This is a genomic window from Variibacter gotjawalensis, from assembly GCF_002355335.1.
Classification (GTDB): domain Bacteria; phylum Pseudomonadota; class Alphaproteobacteria; order Rhizobiales; family Xanthobacteraceae; genus Variibacter; species Variibacter gotjawalensis.
Map to the genome: position 1 here is coordinate 2,554,529 of NZ_AP014946.1, position 18,186 is coordinate 2,572,714.

Annotated in this window: 16 protein-coding genes and 1 pseudogene; 10 read left to right on the plus strand and 7 right to left on the minus strand. The window is 62.5% G+C overall.

The genetic code is table 11. The features are described 5' to 3' along the window. Nucleotides 1-50: 50 nt before the first annotated feature. Together GJW30_RS12365 and GJW30_RS12370 are read left to right on the plus strand one after the other, a co-directional pair. Complete coding sequence (locus tag GJW30_RS12365) at nucleotides 51-674, plus strand: DUF1007 family protein (protein WP_096355745.1); 624 nt, start codon at nucleotides 51-53, stop codon at nucleotides 672-674. A gap of 11 nt (nucleotides 675-685) precedes the next feature. Next, nucleotides 686-1,849 carry a nickel/cobalt transporter gene (locus GJW30_RS12370; RefSeq protein WP_096355747.1) on the plus strand — a complete coding sequence of 388 codons (1,164 nt, stop codon included), beginning with the start codon at nucleotides 686-688 and terminating at the stop codon, nucleotides 1,847-1,849. A gap of 282 nt (nucleotides 1,850-2,131) precedes the next feature. Here GJW30_RS12370 and GJW30_RS12375 read toward each other — a convergent pair whose 3' ends face one another. The 4 genes and pseudogenes from GJW30_RS12375 to nthA all read right to left on the minus strand — a co-directional run bounded on the left by GJW30_RS12375 (nucleotide 2,132) and on the right by nthA (nucleotide 4,417). After that, nucleotides 2,132-2,494 (minus strand): nitrile hydratase accessory protein, encoded by a 363-nt coding sequence (locus tag GJW30_RS12375; RefSeq protein ID WP_245408499.1) that lies wholly within the window; start codon nucleotides 2,492-2,494, stop codon nucleotides 2,132-2,134. A gap of 80 nt (nucleotides 2,495-2,574) precedes the next feature. Then, nucleotides 2,575-2,867: pseudogene (locus tag GJW30_RS12380) on the minus strand (GIY-YIG nuclease family protein). A 225-nt stretch (nucleotides 2,868-3,092) separates the two neighbouring features. Next, complete coding sequence (gene nthB, locus GJW30_RS12385; RefSeq protein ID WP_096355751.1) at nucleotides 3,093-3,752, minus strand: nitrile hydratase subunit beta; 660 nt, start codon at nucleotides 3,750-3,752, stop codon at nucleotides 3,093-3,095. Next, the gene (gene nthA / locus GJW30_RS12390; protein WP_096355753.1) at nucleotides 3,749-4,417 is read right to left on the minus strand and encodes a nitrile hydratase subunit alpha; all 669 of its coding nucleotides are present in this window, start codon (nucleotides 4,415-4,417) and stop codon (nucleotides 3,749-3,751) included. Before nthA ends, nthB begins: the two co-directional genes overlap by 4 nt. Between nthA and GJW30_RS22835 the strand changes: the two genes are divergently transcribed. From GJW30_RS22835 to GJW30_RS12405, 4 genes are all read left to right on the plus strand, one after another. Beyond that, nucleotides 4,349-4,750, plus strand: coding sequence for a hypothetical protein (locus tag GJW30_RS22835; protein ID WP_165391566.1), 402 nt, complete (start codon nucleotides 4,349-4,351; stop codon nucleotides 4,748-4,750). The genes nthA and GJW30_RS22835 overlap by 69 nt on opposite strands. 157 nt (nucleotides 4,751-4,907) lie before the next feature. Further along, nucleotides 4,908-5,876: a TRAP transporter substrate-binding protein gene (locus GJW30_RS12395; RefSeq protein WP_096355755.1), complete on the plus strand. Its 969-nt coding sequence runs from the start codon at nucleotides 4,908-4,910 to the stop codon at nucleotides 5,874-5,876. A gap of 153 nt (nucleotides 5,877-6,029) precedes the next feature. Then, a complete protein-coding gene (locus tag GJW30_RS12400; RefSeq protein WP_157746751.1) occupies nucleotides 6,030-6,545 on the plus strand; it encodes a TRAP transporter small permease in 516 nt (171 codons plus the stop codon). Continuing rightward, nucleotides 6,542-7,828, plus strand: a complete 1,287-nt coding sequence (locus GJW30_RS12405) for a TRAP transporter large permease (protein ID WP_096355759.1) — start codon at nucleotides 6,542-6,544, stop codon at nucleotides 7,826-7,828. Before GJW30_RS12400 ends, GJW30_RS12405 begins: the two co-directional genes overlap by 4 nt. Nucleotides 7,829-7,849: 21 nt before the next feature. Here the strand turns inward: GJW30_RS12405 and GJW30_RS12410 are convergent, their stop codons facing one another. Further along, entirely contained in the window at nucleotides 7,850-8,590 is a 741-nt protein-coding gene (locus tag GJW30_RS12410; RefSeq protein WP_096355761.1) for an SDR family NAD(P)-dependent oxidoreductase, read from the minus strand. A 195-nt stretch (nucleotides 8,591-8,785) separates the two neighbouring features. On the opposite strand from GJW30_RS12410, the gene GJW30_RS12415 reads away from it, so the two are divergent. Beyond that, on the plus strand, nucleotides 8,786-9,292 hold the full coding sequence (locus GJW30_RS12415) for a TetR/AcrR family transcriptional regulator (RefSeq protein ID WP_347337716.1): 507 nt from the start codon (nucleotides 8,786-8,788) through the stop codon (nucleotides 9,290-9,292). Here the strand turns inward: GJW30_RS12415 and GJW30_RS12420 are convergent. Then, the gene (locus tag GJW30_RS12420) at nucleotides 9,289-10,755 is read right to left on the minus strand and encodes an AMP-binding protein (RefSeq protein WP_096355765.1); all 1,467 of its coding nucleotides are present in this window, start codon (nucleotides 10,753-10,755) and stop codon (nucleotides 9,289-9,291) included. The two genes, GJW30_RS12415 and GJW30_RS12420, sit on opposite strands and share 4 nt — an antisense overlap. Before the next feature lie 194 nt (nucleotides 10,756-10,949). On the opposite strand from GJW30_RS12420, the gene GJW30_RS12425 reads away from it, so the two are divergent. From GJW30_RS12425 to GJW30_RS12435, 3 genes are all read left to right on the plus strand, one after another. Continuing rightward, a complete protein-coding gene (locus tag GJW30_RS12425) occupies nucleotides 10,950-11,321 on the plus strand; it encodes a DUF4112 domain-containing protein (RefSeq protein WP_096355767.1) in 372 nt (123 codons plus the stop codon). Between the two features lie 96 nt (nucleotides 11,322-11,417). Beyond that, entirely contained in the window at nucleotides 11,418-12,080 is a 663-nt protein-coding gene (gene trhA, locus GJW30_RS12430) for a PAQR family membrane homeostasis protein TrhA (protein WP_245408500.1), read from the plus strand. Between the two features lie 295 nt (nucleotides 12,081-12,375). After that, on the plus strand, nucleotides 12,376-15,858 hold the full coding sequence (locus GJW30_RS12435; RefSeq protein ID WP_096355769.1) for an indolepyruvate ferredoxin oxidoreductase family protein: 3,483 nt from the start codon (nucleotides 12,376-12,378) through the stop codon (nucleotides 15,856-15,858). Between the two features lie 208 nt (nucleotides 15,859-16,066). On the opposite strand, the gene GJW30_RS12440 is transcribed toward GJW30_RS12435, so the two are convergent. Continuing rightward, nucleotides 16,067-18,025: an ATP-binding protein gene (locus GJW30_RS12440; protein WP_096355771.1), complete on the minus strand. Its 1,959-nt coding sequence runs from the start codon at nucleotides 18,023-18,025 to the stop codon at nucleotides 16,067-16,069. Nucleotides 18,026-18,186: the final 161 nt, after the last annotated feature.

Consider the following 18,186-nt stretch of genomic DNA (forward strand, 5'->3'; position numbering starts at 1 on the left):
CCGTGCTATGGTCGCCGGTGATTTGGCGTCCGAAGAAACCGGAAAGCTCTATGTTCATAAATGCTTTGCGCGCTGCGGTGGCTCTGTGCCTGGCTCTCGGCGCGGCGACGGCGGCTCATGCGCATCCTCACGTTTGGGTGAAGGCGACCAGTGAGGTCGTCTATGCGCCGGATGGCAGCGCAACCGCGATCAAGCACCACTGGACTTTCGACGAGATGTTCTCGACCTTCGCGACGCAAGGCATGGACACCAAGAAGGGCCTCACACGCGAGGAGCTGGCGCCGCTCGCCGAGGTCAACGTCACGTCGTTGAAGGACTTCGATTTCTTCACGGCGGCGACTGCAGACGGCAAGAAGGCGACGTTCAAAGCACCGATCGACTATTACCTCGATTGGAAGGACAGCGCGCTGACGCTGCATTTCACGCTGCCGTTCGAACAGGCGCAGAAGGCGAAGGCGCTCGAACTCGAAATGTACGATCAGACCTTCTTCGTCGATTTTTCCTTCGCGGACGGCAACCCCGTGTCGCTTGTTGGGGCGCCGCAAAATTGTAAGCTTTCGCGGCCGCCGCCGAAGGATGCGTCCGGAAAATTCACCGAGACGCCATTTCAGACGCCGCCCGACGGCGTGCAAGGCGCGTCCTTCATTAATCGCGTAATGGTGACGTGCCCCTAAAGGAATTCCCGATGCTTCTTCGCTCGAACGCATGGCGTGACGCCGCGGTTGCAACGCTTGTGGTCGCGGTCATTGCCCTGGTCATTGATCCGGCATTGGCGCAGCAGAATCCGTTCGGTGCGCCACGCTCGACCACTCCATCGCCACAACCACCGGATGGTATCGTCGGCTGGATTCTCGCCAAGCAGGGCGAGTTCTACAAACAGTTCTCCGGCCTCATTCGCGCGTCGAAGCAGGACGGCAGCGCGGCCTGGACGCTGCTCGGCTTGTCGTTCCTTTACGGCATCTTCCACGCGGCCGGTCCCGGTCACGGTAAGGCGGTGATCTCGTCCTACATCGTCGCCAACGACGAGACGTGGTGGCGCGGCGTCGTTCTGTCGTTTGCTTCGGCCTTCATGCAGGCAGCGGTGGCGGTCGCCATCGTCGGTGTCGCGGTGGCTCTGCTCGGCGCCACGAGCCGCGCGATGCAGACCACGGTCTATTGGATCGAAGTGATCAGCTATGCGCTAATCGCGCTGATCGGCGCGCGGCTCGTCTGGACCAAGGGGCGCGGACTGCTCGCCTCGCTGCGCAGCCTGGCTCCGCAGCCGGCGCCTGCTCTCGCGGTCGCTGGGCACGCGCATCATCACCATGATCATGCGCACGATCATCATCACCACGATCACGCACACCACAGCCATGCGCACGACCACGGCCACAAGCACGATCATGGACATCACGATCATCACAATCACTCCCATGCGCATCACGATCACGCGCAGTGCACGCACGATCATGTCCACGACGAGCACTGTGGCCACAACCACGGCCCGACGCCGGATCAGCTTGCCGGCCCAGGGGGCTGGAAGCGCGGCCTGACGGCGATCTTCTCGGTCGGTTTACGGCCGTGCTCTGGCGCGATCCTCGTTCTCGTGTTCGCGCTGGCGCAGGGGTTGTTCTGGATTGGTGCAGCCGCGACGTTCGTCATGGGCCTCGGCACCGCAATTACCGTCGCGGCCATCGCGACGCTCGCCGTCAGTGCGAAAGCGCTCGCGGCCAAACTCGCCAGCGGGCAGGGCGGTTACGGCTCGCTCGCGGTGCGCGGTGTCGAATTCGCCGCCGCCGTCGTGATCCTCGCCTTCGGCGTGTTGTTGCTGATGGGCTACATCGCAAGCGAACGCCTCGGCATGGCGTAGACGTTTGTCGTAGCCCGGATGAAGCAACGGCGAAGCCGTTGCGAAATCCGGGAGCAGCGAGCGTCAGCCCTGGATTTCGCGTGGCGTTGCCACGCTCCATCCAGGCTACGGTACTTTTGATCGCCTGCACCGCGCTGCCCAGAACGCTAACTCAATCTTGCCGCGACATTCGAAACACGCGTTCTCGTTTTAAAGTTCGAGTCGTCTCGCGCGTACGAAGTGAGACCGAAGCGCGAACCTCCGCACGATCGCGCGGATGCTCAACGTTAATTCCACGCGGTGTTAATCGTGGTGTTGAAAATCGCTGGGGATGAGTTCGATCGGCTCGCCGTGCGGCGTGCGATCCGCAGCATGATCCCACGCATCGCGATAGCGCGAGAGCGCCTTCGTATCCGTCACGTTTTTCTCGGTGACGAGACGCTCGAGCGTCGCCATCCAGTGGCGATAGTAAGTCTCTCCGGTATCCGGATCGCCGCCGGCTTGCGCGCGTTTGATTTCGTCGCTCAGCGTCGCGGCCCATTCGGGCCACGTGAAGACGCCACGCTGATGCAGCATCAACGCCATCGCGAAAGCTTGCGCTTCCCACGGCTCGCGAAACACCGGCCCTTCGGCGTCGCATGGGATGGAGGGTACGGCTGTTGTCATTGCACTGAGCTGGTCATTCCGGCCGAGCGATGGCCGCGAAGCGGCCTGAGAGCGAGTGCCGGAATCCATAATCACTGTCCTCACGTTAGAGTTTCATACAGATCAACCCAGTTTGGGTTGGCGCCTTCACGAGATTGATCTTCCAATCTCGCTTCCATTTCTTCAGCTGTTTCTCTCGCGAAATCGCCGAGACCGGATCGTTGAAAGTTTCGAAGTAGACTAATTGAGTGACGTTGTAGTCTTTCGTGAAACCAGCAACGCATTTCTGCTTGTGCTCGTACACGCGCCGGATGAGATCGTTCGTCACTCCGATGTAAAGCGTTCCATGCTTTCCACTGGCGAGGATATAGACGTAGAAAAGAGTTTCCTTCATCGCAATCTAAACAATCAATACGCTGGTCATTCCGGCCGAGAGAAACTTGCGGCGCGCAGAGCGCGCTAAGCAAATCGCTAGGGCCGGAATCCATAATCACCATCATTGCGTACGAAATGCATTGGTTGCCAGTGCGGAATATCGAGACGTCCTGGATTATGGGTCCCGGCCCTCGCGCCGCGCGCAAAAAGGCGCTAGCGCTCGACCGGGACGACCAGCTCAGTGCTAGGCCGGCTCCAGGTAAGGCTCGAATGCGTCGATCGACACCGTGACGGTCGGGTCCGCGTCGGCGCCCCACAGCTCCGTGCCGGCGAACTTCACCGTGTACAGCCACTGCGGCTGTTCGCCTTGCTCGTTCGCGGCGGTGTCCGGATAAACGTGGCAACCGTGCACGAGTTCGACCACGCCGACGCGGTCGCGCGCGTAGCGCGGCAGGCGCGTGTGGGTCGCCGGATGAATGTTCTTCGTGCGCACGCGATCGCCGGGCGCAAAGCGCGCCATGGCAGGAGCAGCGCGCTCGAACGCTCCACGGATCATCACGCGTTCGACGTCGGTTGGGCGGAAGGTGCCGTGCTTCAAATCCTTCGCCGGACGCAGCGGCTTGCCCTCCCGAACCTCGTCGGCGCCGAGATAGCCTTTGTCGATCATCAGCGCTTCAAGGCCGAGCAGCCATTTCTTGTAATAGGACGATGAGAGATAGACATGCGGCGGCAGCGTCTCGCGATAGAAGCGCGAGGTGTCGATGTTGAACGCACCCGATGCGCCGAGCGCACGCACCATTGCAAGCACACGGCCTTCCCACTCTTCGTGGAACATTGGCTCGTTGTCCTCGGCCACGACTTTGCCGAAGCCGTCCATGCCGCCCATGTCGTGCACGCCGTTCACGAGGGAGCCCCTGGCGTCTTGGCGAAGCCGGTGCCGATCATCGAGTCGCGCGTGACGAGCTCGGCGAGTTGCTCCTCGTTCCAGCCTTCTGTGCCGGCGGGACGTTCGGGCAGAACCAAGAAACGCGTTTCGGCAGTTGAATCCCAGACACGGATCTCGATGTCCTTCGGCACCGAAACGCCGAAATCTGAGAGCACGCCGCGCGGGTCCTTTACGGCGCGGGAACGATAGGGTGAAGCCTTGTACCAAACCGGCGGCAGGCCAAGCAGCTCCCACGGGTAGCAGGAGCACAGCGTGCAGACGACCATGTTGTGCCGCTCGGGCGTATTCTCGACGACGACAAGATGGTCGCCGACGCGGCTGAAGTGGCCAAGCGTCGCGATGGCTTTGCTGCCGTCCTGCAGGAGCGCCTTCTTGAAGTCCGGGTCCGTCCAGGCTTTGGCGACGACCTGGGCGCCGTTGTGCGGGCCGATCTTCGTCTCGTAAGCCTCGATGATTTCGTCGAGCGCTTTTGGATCGATGTAGCCCTTCTCGGTCAGGATGCTTTCGAGCGCGCGCGTGCGCAGTTGCATCTCGGACAGCTCCGAGCCGTGGTCATGATCGTGATCGTGGTGGTGATCATGATCGTGATGATGGTGGCCGTGATCGTCTTTGTGATTTGCCATACCGCCAAGTCTCCGCTTGGAGGCAAGCTTACAAAAGCGCCGAGCGACAGGGAAGGCAGCTCAGCGCTGCGTTCAGTTCAAACCTTCGCGCATCGTCCGGAGTGTCTGCCGCAGCCCCAGACAATCGAGCGCAAAGCTGCCTTACGCGACCTTATGGTCCGGCGGCTCGATCAGAGCCGGCGGCTGCCGCTTGTGTTCACGGCAGCATGCTCCGGTCAGGCACATGAGGACCGCGACGCCACCGAGCGCCAGGAAACCAACGAGAATCGGGTACAGCATTGTTCACTCCCCTTCATCGTTGCAAAAAAGCTTACGCCTCTGCGCGCGGTTTAAAAGGGAAATCGTCATTAACATCAGGTGTTTCTGTGCTGCGCCGCGGCAAATCTCCCGCGCTGCGCAAGAGGTTGATCGGCCTGCACGGCAGCGCTTTTCCGAATTGACAACCCCTCCGGGCTCGCCGCATGTGCCCTGCAACAAAACGGGAGGACTAATGCGTATCGCGACCCTTACGGCTGCGCTGCTGATGACCGCGTTTGCGGGCGTCGCTTCGGCTCAAAGCACAATTAAAATCGGCTATACGTTGCCGCCGAACTCACACTACGGCACCGCCGGACGCGTGTTCGGCGAGGAGATCGCGAAGCTGACCAACGGCCGCTACAAGGCCGAGCAATTCCCGGCGAATGCCCTCGGCGGCGAGCGGGAGATGATCGAGAGCCTGCAGCTCGGCAATCTCGAAATGGTCATCACGTCGAGCGGCCCGGTCGGCAACTTCGTGCCGGAAGTCGCGATCACGGATATCCCGTTCCTGTTCCGCGACACTGCGCACGCCCGCGCCGTGCTCGACAGCCCAATCGGCCAAGACATCCTGGCGCGTTTCCCGGCAAAGGGTCTCGTGGCGCTCGGCTGGGGTGAGCAAGGCTTCCGCCACCTCACCAACAACAAGCGCCCCGTGAAGCAGCCCGAGGACCTCAAGGGCCTCAAGATCCGCACCATGGAAAACCAGGTGCACATGACGGCCTTCCGTACGCTCGGCGCCAGCCCGACCCCGATGGCTTGGCCGGAAGTGATCGGCGGCTTGCAGCAGGGCACGATCGACGGGCAGGAAAACCCGCTCTCCGTCATCGTCAGCGCGAAGCTCTCCGAAGTGCAGAAGCATCTCACGCTGTCGCGCCATGTTTACTCGCCGGCGCTGATCCTGATTTCCAAGCGCACGTTCGACGCATTGTCGGCCGACGATAAGAAGGCTTTCCAGGAGGCCGGCAAGGTCGCGGCCGCCGCGATGCGCAAGCACATCGACGATGTCGAGAAGAAGGGCGTCGAGGATTTGAAGGCCGCCGGCTTCCAGGTCGTCGAGGAAGTCGACACGGCGAAGTTCCAGACCGTGCTCGCACCGGCCTTTGCCGAATACGCAAAGAAGTTCGGCGCCGACAAGATCGAGAAGATCCGGACGTATAAGTAGCCTCCACGTCGAAACCTCTCCGCTCACCCCCGCGAAAGCGGGGGTCCAGCCCGCGTGCGGTAGCACGCGCACGATCTGCAGGTTTTGGCACGCTACCGCGTGCGAAACTGGATGCCCGCTTTCGCGGGCATGAGCGGAGTTCTGGGAATACCCATGCTTCAACGTATCGACCGCATCGTCGTCGCGGCGAACCGGCTCTTCCTCATCGTGGTGCTTGCCGCGATGTCGGTGATCGTCTTCGTCAACGTCTGCATGCGTTACCTCACGACGGACTCGCTCGTCTGGGCCGAGGAGGTGGCGCGTTATCTGATGTGCTATCTCACCTTCCTCGGGCTCGGCCTTGTCTACCGCTACGGCGGGCACATCGGCGTCGACTCGCTGCAGAAGGCAGTGCCGGATCGCGCCGCGACGATCCTGCGCGCGATCTCGGTCGCCATCGTCATCGCGTTCTGCGCCGCGATGGCGTGGTACGGCGCGATCTACGCGGACCGCACTTCCGTGCAATCGACGCCCGTCACCGAAATTCCGTTCAGCTACATCGCGGCGTCCGTGCCGCTCGGCTTCGCGCTCGCGCTCTGGCACATCTTCGCGGTGGCGCGCGGCCTCGTGATCGACGGCAAATACCAAGAGACGCCGGACGCCGACCTCACACAGGCGGGCTCGCTATGACGACAGCGATCTTGTTCGGCGGATTGATCCTGCTGCTCGCGCTGGGTGTTCCGGTCGCATTCTCGATCGGCGCCGCGACCATGGTGGCTATGCTCTATCAAGGACTGCCTCCGCTTTCGCTGGCGCAGAAGCTGTTCACCGGAATCGACTCGTTTCCGTTGATGGCGATGCCGTTCTTTCTGCTTGCCGCTGAACTGATGACCGGCGGCGCGCTCGCGACCGTGCTGCTCCGTTTCGCCGCGATGTTCGTCGGCCACAAGCGCGGCGGGCTCGGTTACACGAACATCCTGACGCTGACGTTCTTTTCCGGCATCTCCGGTTCCGCGATCGCGGATGCGGCCGGGCCGGGCGCAATCCTGATCCGCATGATGCGGCAATCCGGATATCCGGCGCCGTATGCGGCGGCACTCACCGCATCGACCGCGGTCGTCGGCCCGATCATCCCGCCGTCGATCATCATGATCATCTACGCGCTGCAGGACGAGAGCGTCTCGGTGCTGAAACTGTTTGTTGCCGGCATCATTCCGGGCCTGATGATCTCGGGCTCGCTGATCGGCTACAACTGGTGGGCCTCGCGCCGCCGCAACTTCAAGGGCGAAGGCCAGCGGCCGCCGCTCGACGAGATGCTGCGTACGACGTGGCGCGCGCTGCCGGCACTGTTCCTGCCGGTACTCATCGTCGGCGGCATTCACGGCGGCGTCTTCACGCCGACCGAGGCATCGGTCTTCGCGGTGTTCTATGCGCTGATCGTCGGCATGTATGTCTACGGTACGCTCACCTGGAGCATGCTGCCGACAATTCTCGCGCGCTCCGCGCTGCTCACCGCGTCGGTGCTGCTCATCGTCGGCATGTCGGCGGCGTTCGCCTGGGTGCTCACCGTGATGCGGGTGCCGCAGGGCATGGCGTTGTGGATCGGCTCGCTGGGGCTCGATCCGATCACCTTCCTGCTGCTCGTCAACGTGTTCCTGCTGCTGTTCGGCATCTTCATCGAGCCGCTGCCGGGCGTGATGGTGCTGGTGCCGATCCTCGCGCCGATGGCGGCCGCGCTCGGCATCGACCCGTTGCATTTCGCGATCGTCGTGATCGTGAATCTCACGATCGGGATGATAACGCCGCCCGTAGGCGGATTGTTATTCGTCACCGCGATGGTGGCGAAGATATCGCTCGGCGAACTCAACAAAGAACTCTGGGCGATGCTCGGGCTACAGATCGTCGTGCTGCTGTTGCTGACGATGTTCCCGATCTTCAGCCTCTGGCTGCCGAGCGTGCTCAGCGCGCGGTGACGCGCCGAGCACGAGCGCTCGTCAGGCGTTGAAGCCGCCGTCGACCAGGAAGGCCGCACCGGTGATCTGCTTGGCCTGCGGGCCGGCGAGATACGTCACCATATTGGCGATGTCGTCTGGCGTGCCGAAATGGCCGAGCGCATTGTGCGCGAGCTGCGCCGCCGCCATCTCGCCGTCCGCCGGGTTCATGTCGGTGTCGGTCGAGCCCGGATTGACCATGTTGACCGTGATGCCGCGCGGCCCGAGTTCGCGCGCAAGCCCGCGCGTGAACGACAGCAGCGCGGATTTGGTCATGGAGTAGATCGTCAGGCCCGGGAAGGGGACGCGCTCTGCGAGATTGCTGCCGATAGAAACGATGCGGCCGCCTTTGCCGAGATGCGGGATGGCGGCGCGGCTCGCCAGCACGACGCCGCGCACGTTGACGGCGAGCAGTGCGTCGATGTCCTCGATGCTGATCGTCTCGACCTCGCCGGCGCGCGCGATGCCCGCGTTGTTGACCAGAATATCGAGGCCGCCGAGCGCCTCGACGGCGGACTTCACGCCGCGCTCGATTTGAGCCGCGTCGGCGCTATCGGCCTTGATGGCGACGCCTTTGCGGCCGCTGGCTTTGATGGCCTTCACGACAGCCTCGGCTTTGTCGGCCGAACCCGCATACGTGATAGCGACCTCCGCACCGGCTTTCGCCAGCGATTGCGCAATGGCCGCGCCGATACCACGGCTGCCGCCGGTCACCAGCGCGCGTTTTCCCGAAAGATCAGACATGATCAAAATCCTTTTTGTGTAGTGATCGATACATAAATGAGCGCTTGCGCCGAGACGTCCAGGGAATTATTTATCGAATGTCACAGAAATCGGGTGGCCGACATGACTCGCGGGCGTCCGCGCCAATTTGACCGGGATGCGGCACTTGATGCCGCCATGCTGTTGTTTTGGGAAAAGGGGTATTCGGCGACATCCATGGCCGACCTCTGCAGCGCGATGCATGTGGCGTCGCCAAGCCTCTATGCGGCGTTCGGATCGAAGGAACGTCTCTACGAGGAAGCGATCGCGCGCTACGAGAAGGTCTGCGGTCCCGCGATCTGGGCGACGTTCGATTCTGCGCCGACCGCGCGCGAGGCTTTCGAGATTTATCTGCGCCGCTCCGCGAAAAATCTTCCGGGCTCGAAACATCCGGCCGGATGTATGGTGACGCTATCGGCCGCAGGCTCCGAAGGCTGTGCGCCGCTGGGCGAGTTGGTCGCAGAGCGCCGAGGTTCGGTGTTGTCGCTCCTCAAGCAACGCCTCGCGCGCGGTATCGCGGAGGGTGAACTTCCGAAGTCGATCAACCGCGAAGCGATCGCGCGCTTTTACCAAGGCGTGCAGCAGGGCATGTCGATCCAGGCGCGCGACGGCGCGAAGGCCAAAGACCTCGACCGCATGGCATCCGCCGCGCTGGCGGCGTGGGAGCCGCTGACGAAGGCCTAGCGCGCTGCGCTCGTCTCCATCTTCGCGACGCGCTCGGCGCGTAGCTGCGTGCGGCGCACCTTGCCGGAATCATCGCGCAGCGGCTCGTTGACGAACTCGAATGTGCGCGGAATTTTGTAACGCACCAGCCGCTCGGCGAGATGGGCGATCAGCTCATCCTGCGTCACCGACTGTGTCGCGTGGATGATCGCATGCGCGGCGTGCCCAAGGTCCGGATGGGGCAGGCCGACGATCACGCTTGTCTGCACATGCGGATGTTCCTGCAGTGCGTTCTCGATCTCGGCCGGATAGATATTCGCGCCGCCCGACACGATCATGTCGGTGAGGCGGTCGGCGAGATAGATGTAGTTGTCGGCGTCGATGTAGCCGACATCGCCGATCGACTCCCAGCCGCCCGGCAGCGTCTTCGGCACGGCGCCGAGATAGAAATAGGTCGGATCGCCCTCGGTGCGCCGCATGTAGATTTCTCCGGTCTCGCCGAGCGGGAGATCACGACCGTCCTCGCCGACGACTTTCATCTCCGCGCCGGGCTGCAGCTTGCCGACGGAGCCGCGCCGCTCCTTCGCCTCGTGCCCGTTCATGAGCGTCGTGCCGGTCGCTTCGGTGCCGCCGTAAAGCTCCCACATGTGATCGGGACCGATCCAGTCGGTCCATGCATCCTTGATCCACTGCGCGAGCGGCGCGCCGCCGCACAGCACCATGCGCAGCGACGAAAGATCGTAACGTTTACGCACGTCCTCATCGAGGCGAAGAATCCGTTGCAGCATCGTCGGCACGAGCCAAGCGAATTTCACCTTGTGCTTGTCGATCAGCGCGAGCGTCCGCTCGGCATCGAATTTCGGTTCGATGAGGAGATGGCTGCCGAGCGCCATCGCCATCGAGGCGAAGTAGAACGGTGCGTTGTGATAGAACGGCGCGGCGACGAGATGCGTCTCTTCCGACTCAAGCATGCGCCAGCCGGCGGCGGGATCGAGTTCGCCGATCGCCGTCGAGACGATGAGCTTCGGCCGCCCCGTGCTGCCGCCGGATGTCGGCGCCTTCAAATACTTCACAAACCCGACGTCGAACGGCGCATCCGAATACGCCGACGTGTCGAGATTGGCCGGCACGGTTTTGCGGCCGGGCAGAATATTCTCCGCAAAGCCGAGCGCGATGCGCGAATTGGCGATCTCGACGATCTGCTGCAGTTCGCGCGCCGGCAGCTTGTGCGAGACCGGCTGCGGCGTCGCGCCGAGCTTCCAGGTTGCCATCGTGGCTTCCATGAATTCGGAGGTGTTTGGCAGACCGATCGTGACGTAATCGCCCTCGACGACGCCGAGCGCCTGATAGGCGCGGGCGAGGCGATTTGTGCGGCGGTCGAATTCCGCGCGCGTGATCGTGCCATTGGCGTCCGTCAGGGCAGGGGCGTCCGGGTTAAGACCGGCGAAATAGGCCGGCGTATCGCCGATCCGCATCGTGGGCATTCGCGTTTCCTCTTTTCTTGAATGCTTCACAGCGCACCAAGCGGGTGGCGTCAAGCACGCATCCTCGGCGTTTCAGTCGATGAAAAAAGCAGCGCGGTACCGCGGCGCGACATTGCGACTTGAACTCTCCGTGAAACCTCCCATTTAGCCAACGCGTTGTCTGGGCTCATGAGCCCATCCCGAGGGAGACCAGAATGGCGACCGGTTTCGCAGGAACCTACCAGGCCGCAGGCGGCACTGACCGTCTCGCCAAGCTCGCGCGCCTGCGCAAGCTTGCGACGCTGCTCGACACGGCTGTGCGCCTACCGGGCGGCTTCCGCGTCGGCGCGGACGCCGTGATCGGCCTTGCTCCGGGCGTCGGCGATGCTGTGACCACAGCGCTTGCCGGCTACATCGTCTACGAGGCCTGGAAGCTGGGCGTCCCACGCTATGCGCTGATGCGCATGATCGGCAACGTTGCGATCGACGGCGTCGTCGGCGCGGTACCGGTGCTGGGCGATCTGTTCGACGTCGTGTTCAAGGCCAACATCCGCAACATCGCGATCATCGAGAAATACGTGCGATAAATTGAGGCGCCGGCTAAAAGCCGGCGTCACACTTTCGGCGTCGATCTCGTGGTAGTCATAAAGCAGCGGCTTACCGGCCGGCTGAGGGGATGTTGAGTGACGGATATTGACGGCCGCCCGCTGCGGATGACTTGGCGCCGCGACCGCGCCGAGCAAATTGCCGACGGCGTCGTCCACATCGTTGGTCTGGGTCTCTGCATAACGGGCGCCATCGTGTTGACGGTCGTCGCGCTGCGCTCCGCCCACATCGTCGATCTGGTTTCGGCCCTGACCTACGGTATCGCTCTGGTCACCGGCTTCGCGTTCTCGGCAGCCTATAATCTGTGGCCCGTCTCGCCGTTGAAGTGGATTCTGCGCCGCTTCGATCACGCCGCGATTTATCTCCTGATTGCCGGCACCTACACGCCCTTCGTGCTTCAACTGCGCCAAGATCGCATGGCGATCGCGCTGCTGGTGGTCATTTGGCTGATCGCCGCTGTCGGCATCACGTTCAAATTCGCTCTGCCGGGCCGCTTCGATCGTGTGTCGATCGTCCTTTATCTTGCACTCGGCTGGAGCGGGGTGGTGATCGTGCGCGACGTGATGTCGGTGTTTCCGGCGTCGACGCTCGTGCTGCTCGCGCTCGGCGGAATGCTCTACACGGTCGGCGTCGTCTTCTATGTCTGGAAGTCGCTGCGCTTCCATACCGCGATCTGGCACGGCTTCGTGCTGCTTGCGGCGACTTGCCATTACTTCGCGGTGCTCGACACCATCGCGTGAAGTTCTTAGCCTCCGTCATGGCCCGCTTCATGCGGGCCATCCACGTCTTACTTTCTCGCTGACTTAGCTAAGACGTGGATGGCCCGGACAAGCCGGGCCATGACGAGCCAACTAAAGCCACCGCAAGCGAGAGTTTTGAAGCTTTCCACAATCAATGCTTGAAATGTCAGCAATGCTGACCTATTCTCAATTTTGGAATAGGTCGAATGCGTCCCCATATGTGACTTGCGGATCGACCGAATCCGGGAAACGCTGAGCTCTAAAGACGGCGTCGCCGCCGCGGGAGGCCCGAACGATGGCGCAGAACCACGTCACGCTCGACGACAAATATGACCTGACCAAAACTCGGGTCTTCGTCACCGGTTATCAGGCGCTCATACGCATGTGCCTGATGCAGAAGGAGCGTGACCGTCAGGCCGGGCTCAACACCGCTGGATATGTCTCGGGTTATCGCGGCTCGCCGCTCGGCGGGCTCGATCAGCAATTCCAGCGCGCCGCCAGCATTCTGGCGCCGAACGACGTGACGTTCGCGACCGGTCTCAACGAGGACCTTGCCGCCACCGCGATCTGGGGCACGCAGCAGGCCGAGCTGCGTGGCGAAGGCAAATACGATGGCGTCTTCTCGATCTGGTACGGCAAAGGACCGGGCGTCGACCGCACCGGCGACGTATTCCGCCACGCCAATTTCGCCGGCACTTCGAAGCATGGCGGTGTACTCGCCCTGATGGGCGACGATCACACGGCCGAATCCTCGACCACCGCGCATCAATCCGAATTCCACTTCCTCGACGTCATGATGCCGATCTTCAATCCGGCCGGCGTCCAGGAAATCATCGACTACGGTCTCTACGCGTGGGCGATGTCGCGCTACGCCGGCGTATGGGCGGCGCTCAAATGCATGCACGAGACGGTGGAATCGACCGCCGTCATCGACGGCGCGCTCGACCGCGTCAAGATCGTCATCCCGGACGATTTCGCGATGCCGGAAGGCGGTCTCGGCATTCGCCTCAACGACCCGATCCTCGCGCAGGAAGCGCGCCTCTACGATTACAAGCGCGATGCGATGCTCGCGTTCATCCGCGCCAACAAGATCAACAAGACGATCACGACCGGCGGCCCAAACCCGAAGATGGGCATCATCACGACCGGCAAGAGCTATCTTGACGTGCGCGAGGCGCTAGACGAACTCGGCATCGACGAGAAGCGCTGCAACGATCTCGGCCTGCGTCTCTACAAGGTCGGTTGCCCGTGGCCGCTCTCGCGCGACGAACTCGTCGCCTTCGCGGACGGCCTCGACCTCATCATGGTCGTCGAAGAGAAGCGCTCGCTGATCGAAGTGCAGGTGCGCGAAGAGCTCTACGGCATCGCCAAGCAGCCGGTCTGCGTCGGCAAGAAGGACGAGCAGGGCAACTGGCTCTTCCCCGTAAAGGGCGCGCTCGATCCGAACGACATCGCGATCGCGATCGGAGATCGCCTGCTGAAATTCGGCGCCGACGCGGATATCGAAGCCAACATCACGCGCGTGAAGAAGGCGCAGGCTGCACTGGCGCAGACGACAGACGTTGCGGTCCGCACGCCGTATTTCTGCTCCGGCTGCCCGCACAATTCGTCGACCGTCGTACCGGAAGGCATGCGCGCTTACGCCGGCATCGGCTGCCACTTCATGGCGCAGTGGATGGATCGCTCGACCAATGGCTACACGCAGATGGGCGGCGAGGGCGCGAATTGGATCGGCGAAGCGCCGTTCTCCACGCGCAATCACGTCTTCCAGAATCTCGGCGACGGCACGTACAACCACTCGGGCTATCTCGCGATCCGCGCCGCTGCGGCGTCGGGCGTCAACATCACCTACAAGATCCTGTTCAACGACGCGGTCGCGATGACCGGCGGCCAGCGCAACGAAGGCGGCCTCACGGTGCCGCAGATCGCCGCGCAAGTTGCCGCCGAAGGCGCGAAGGTGATCCGCGTCGTCACCGACGAGCCGGATAAATATCCGAGCGGCACCAAGTGGCCCGAAGGTCTCACGATTCATCATCGCGACGATCTGCAGACCGTGCAGGCGGCGCTCGCCGATGTGCCGGGCCTGACAGTGTTGATCTACGATCAAACTTGCGCGGCCGAGAAGCGCCGCCGCCGCAAGCGCGGTCAGTTCCCCGATCCGGAGAAGCGCGTCGTCATCAACGACCTCGTCTGCGAAGGCTGCGGCGACTGCGGCGTGAAGTCGAACTGCGTGTCTGTGCAGCCGCTTGAGACCGAATTCGGCCGCAAGCGCACGATCGATCAGTCGAGCTGCAACAAGGACTATTCGTGCGTGAAGGGCTTCTGCCCGTCATTCGTGACCGTGCACGGCGCGCAGCTCAAGAAGGCCGAAGGAATCGCGCAGAAGCCGGAAACGGCTGATCTGCCGCGCCCGCCGATGCCGAAGATCGGCACGACCTACAACATGATCGTCACCGGCGTCGGCGGCACCGGCATCGTCACGATCGGCGCTGTCATCGGCATGGCGTCGCATATCGAAGGCAAGGGCATCGGCATCATCGACATGGCCGGCCTCGCGCAGAAGGGCGGCGCGGTCTACAGCCACATCCGCATCGCGGAGCGGCCGGAAGACATCCACGCGATCCGCGTCGGCGCCGACATGGCGGACTTGGTGCTCGGCGGCGACATCGTCGTTGTCGGCAACAAGAAAGTGCTGAGCGCGATGAAGCCCGGCGCAACGCGCACGATCGTCAACACGTCGGAGTTTCTGCCCGGCGATTTCACGCGCAATGTCGACTTCTCCCTGCCGAGCGAGCGCCTCAAGCGCGCCATCACCACGATGGCGGGCGAGAGCAACACGCATTTCATCAATGCGTCGAAGCTCGCGGTCGGTCTGCTCGGCAATTCGATCGGCTCGAACATCTTTCTGCTCGGCTATGCGTATCAGCTCGGCGCGATCCCGCTCGAAGCGGAATCGATCGAGGAAGCGATCAAGCTGAACGGCGAAGCCGTGCAGATGAACATCAACGCGTTCCGTTGGGGCCGCCGCGCTGCGGTCGACTTCAAGGCTGTCGAAACACTGACGACGCCGAAGGCCGAATACGCCGACGATGACTCGCGGAAAATCTCCGAGACGCTCGACGAGCTTCTCGCGCGTCGCGAGAAATTCCTCACCGGCTATCAGAACGCAGCTTACGCGCAGCGCTTCCGCGCTTTCGTCGACAAGGTGCGTGCGGCGGAGAGCACGAAGGCTCCGGGCGAAACGGCGCTTACCGAGGCGGTCGCGAAGAATCTCTTCAAGCTCATGGCCTACAAGGATGAGTACGAAGTCGCGCGGTTGATGTCGGACCCCGGTTTCTCCGCGCAGGTCCGCAACCAGTTCGCGGGCGACAATCTGCGCTTCGAATTCCACCTCGCGCCGCCGATGCTCGCGAAGAAGAACTCGACGACGGGCGAGCCGATGAAGATGAGTTTCGGTCCGTGGATGATGTCTGCGTTCCGCATCCTCGCGAAGTTCAAGGGCTTACGCGGTGGCGCGCTCGACATCTTCGGCAAGACCGAAGAGCGCAAAATGGAGCGTCAGCTCATCGCCGATTACGAGGCGTTGATCGGCGAAGTCGTCGGGAAGCTGACGGCCGAGAACCGCGCGCTCGCGATCGGCCTTGCGAATATTCCGCAGAAGATCCGCGGCTACGGCCACGTCAAGCTGCGCAACGTGAAAGTCGCGAAGGCGGAGGAGGCCGCGCTGCTCGAGCAGTTCCGCGCCGGCCCGGCTCCGGCCCTCAAGGCTGCGGAATAGGGCGCGAGGCGGCGGCAGAATTCTCTGCCGTCATCCCGAACGTGCTCGCGGCGCGCGTAGCGCGCTATGCGAGCCGTGAGGGCCGGGATCCATAATCCCGAACATCACGATAGATACTGGGGTTATGGATTCCGGTCCGCCGTTAATCGCTTCGCGATCTTTCCGGCGACCGGAATGACCAGCTCTGAGTTTAGGCGAAGAAGCGTGCTTATCGCTTCGTCGGGATGAACCGGCTGAACGCAGCGCGTGCGCCGGCGCCGGTCTGTGGCTGACCCGAAGGCGGCGGCGGAGCCGGCGGTTGCGGCTGCTGGAAGCGTTGAGCTTCACTGGGGTCACCGTGTGCCGGAAGCGGCTTGCGGACCGAGAAGCGTCCCGGGTCACCCAAGCTTGGCGCGTTGCTCGGAACCAGAGGCGGCGATGCCGGCAGGGGCGAGCCCTGATATCCGGTCGGCAGGCTGCTGAATTCCTGTCGCACCATCTCGAATGTCTCGGCCGGATCTTCGACGGCTGATCCATCATCCATGCGTGCGCCGCTGCGCTGCGAGGACTGGCTGTTTCCGATGCCGCGCCAGCGTTCGATGACCGCATTGAGGAAATCGATCGGCAGGCTGCCGTTCATATCGACCTTGCTGTTGGCGTCGGCCTCGCCGGCCGGCCGCTTATGCTCCGGCAGATGATTGAACTTGAGCCGTGTCGGCAGCGCGACGCCTTCGCCAAACGCCAGCACCTCGGCAGTGCCGAGCGACGGGACGTAGTCCAGCAGGTTCGCGCCCGCGTCCGAAACGGCAGCGCGTAGAAACGCTTGGTCGCGTTCGTTCGACAAACGCATTGCGAACAGAGTGTTGCACTGAGACAGGATCGTCGGATCGAGTTCGGCCGGGCGCTGCGTGATGAGGCCGAGATAGACGCCGTATTTGCGGCCTTCCTTGGCGATACGTGAGAGCGCTTTACGGGTCGGGCCGAAACCGGTGGCTTTGTCTGCCGAAGCATATCGATGCGCTTCTTCGCAGACGAAAAGAACCGGTGCTGCGCCATCGCTCCACAGACCGAAATCGAACGCCATGCGGCCCATCACCGAGACCACGGCATCGATCACTTCCGGAGGGAAGCCGGCGAGCTGCATGATCGTCATCGGCATGCCGTCCGGCGGCAGGCGGAACAGCTGCATGAGCGTTTCCGCCATCGTGTCGCCGCCGACGTTCGCGTTCTCGAACATGAACTGATAGCGAGGATCGTTACGGACCGTCTCGATGCGCGAGATCAAGCGGTTGAATTTCATCCGCGACGTGCGGTTTTCCAGCTTGCCCATCTGATCGTCGATCATCTGGACGAGATCGGCCAAGCGGTACGGCACTGGCGTGTCGACCGTGTAGCCGGAGTTGCGGGTATCGGCGCGGCGGAGGCCAGTCTTTTGCTGCGCGTAGGCGGCCTTCGCTTGCGGGATCAGCTCACCGAGGACGTCGACGCCTTCGTCCGGGCCGGGCCGGCCACCGTAAATCACGTCAACAAACTCTTCGAAGTTGAAGAGCCAGAACGGAAGTTTCAGGTTACGCGGTGTGATCGAGAAAGCGCGGCCCTTGAAGCAGCGCGCATACTCGTTGTGCGTGTCTAGAAGGAAAATGCGCAGGTCCGGCCGCGTTTGCAGGATCAGGTCGAGGATCAGCGCGACGGATGTCGACTTGCCGACACCGGTGGTGCCGAGGATCGCAAAGTGCTTGCCGACCATGTCTTGAATATTGACGCAGGCCGAAACCGCCGTGTCCTGTTGAAGCTTGCCGATCTCGATCATATTCGGTCCGTTGACTGCATAGATCACGCGCAGCTGATCGCGCGTCACCAGCGACACCGCATCGCCGATCGTCGGGTAATGCGTGACGCCGCGGCGGAATTTCATTTCGCCGTTGTCGTCGATGAACTGGCCCATCATGTCGACTTCGGCGACCGAATAGTGGCCGAAAGCGCGGGCGAGGTTCGGGTCTTCGCGGCGGACGTAGGAGACCAAGGCAATCAGGTGGGCGTCGCGGGTATGCACTGAAAGGAACTTGCCGACCGTTGCGGGGCCTTCCATCTCCTTGGCGAGGTTGCCTTCCGGCAATGCGACGGTTGCGATCGCGCCTTTGACGGACAGAATGCGCCCTACGGCTTCACCCTGTTCGTTGACGAACATGTTTCCGGTCTCAGAACTCACGGAAGTGCCCCCAAGGCATGAACGGAAAGTAAAAAAGCTAGGCTCAGATGAGCAAAGCTCGGCAACCTGAGGTTTTATACCTCCGAGGACTTTTACGGCCCCTTAAGATCGCGAACTCAATGCGATAAGTTTTGGACGCG

Coding starts and splice junctions, on each gene's coding strand:
- GJW30_RS12365 (WP_096355745.1), top strand. CDS start 51: ATGTTCATAAATGCTTTGCGCGCTGCGGTGGCTCTGTGCCTGGCTCTC.
- GJW30_RS12370 (WP_096355747.1), top strand. CDS start 686: ATGCTTCTTCGCTCGAACGCATGGCGTGACGCCGCGGTTGCAACGCTT.
- GJW30_RS12375 (WP_245408499.1), bottom strand. CDS start 2,494: ATGACAACAGCCGTACCCTCCATCCCATGCGACGCCGAAGGGCCGGTG.
- GJW30_RS22835 (WP_165391566.1), top strand. CDS start 4,349: ATGATCGTGATCGTGGTGGTGATCATGATCGTGATGATGGTGGCCGTG.
- nthA (WP_096355753.1), bottom strand. CDS start 4,417: ATGGCAAATCACAAAGACGATCACGGCCACCATCATCACGATCATGAT.
- GJW30_RS12395 (WP_096355755.1), top strand. CDS start 4,908: ATGCGTATCGCGACCCTTACGGCTGCGCTGCTGATGACCGCGTTTGCG.
- GJW30_RS12400 (WP_157746751.1), top strand. CDS start 6,030: ATGCTTCAACGTATCGACCGCATCGTCGTCGCGGCGAACCGGCTCTTC.
- GJW30_RS12405 (WP_096355759.1), top strand. CDS start 6,542: ATGACGACAGCGATCTTGTTCGGCGGATTGATCCTGCTGCTCGCGCTG.
- GJW30_RS12410 (WP_096355761.1), bottom strand. CDS start 8,590: ATGTCTGATCTTTCGGGAAAACGCGCGCTGGTGACCGGCGGCAGCCGT.
- GJW30_RS12415 (WP_347337716.1), top strand. CDS start 8,786: ATGGCCGACCTCTGCAGCGCGATGCATGTGGCGTCGCCAAGCCTCTAT.
- GJW30_RS12420 (WP_096355765.1), bottom strand. CDS start 10,755: ATGCCCACGATGCGGATCGGCGATACGCCGGCCTATTTCGCCGGTCTT.
- GJW30_RS12425 (WP_096355767.1), top strand. CDS start 10,950: ATGGCGACCGGTTTCGCAGGAACCTACCAGGCCGCAGGCGGCACTGAC.
- GJW30_RS12435 (WP_096355769.1), top strand. CDS start 12,376: ATGGCGCAGAACCACGTCACGCTCGACGACAAATATGACCTGACCAAA.
- GJW30_RS12440 (WP_096355771.1), bottom strand. CDS start 18,025: ATGTTCGTCAACGAACAGGGTGAAGCCGTAGGGCGCATTCTGTCCGTC.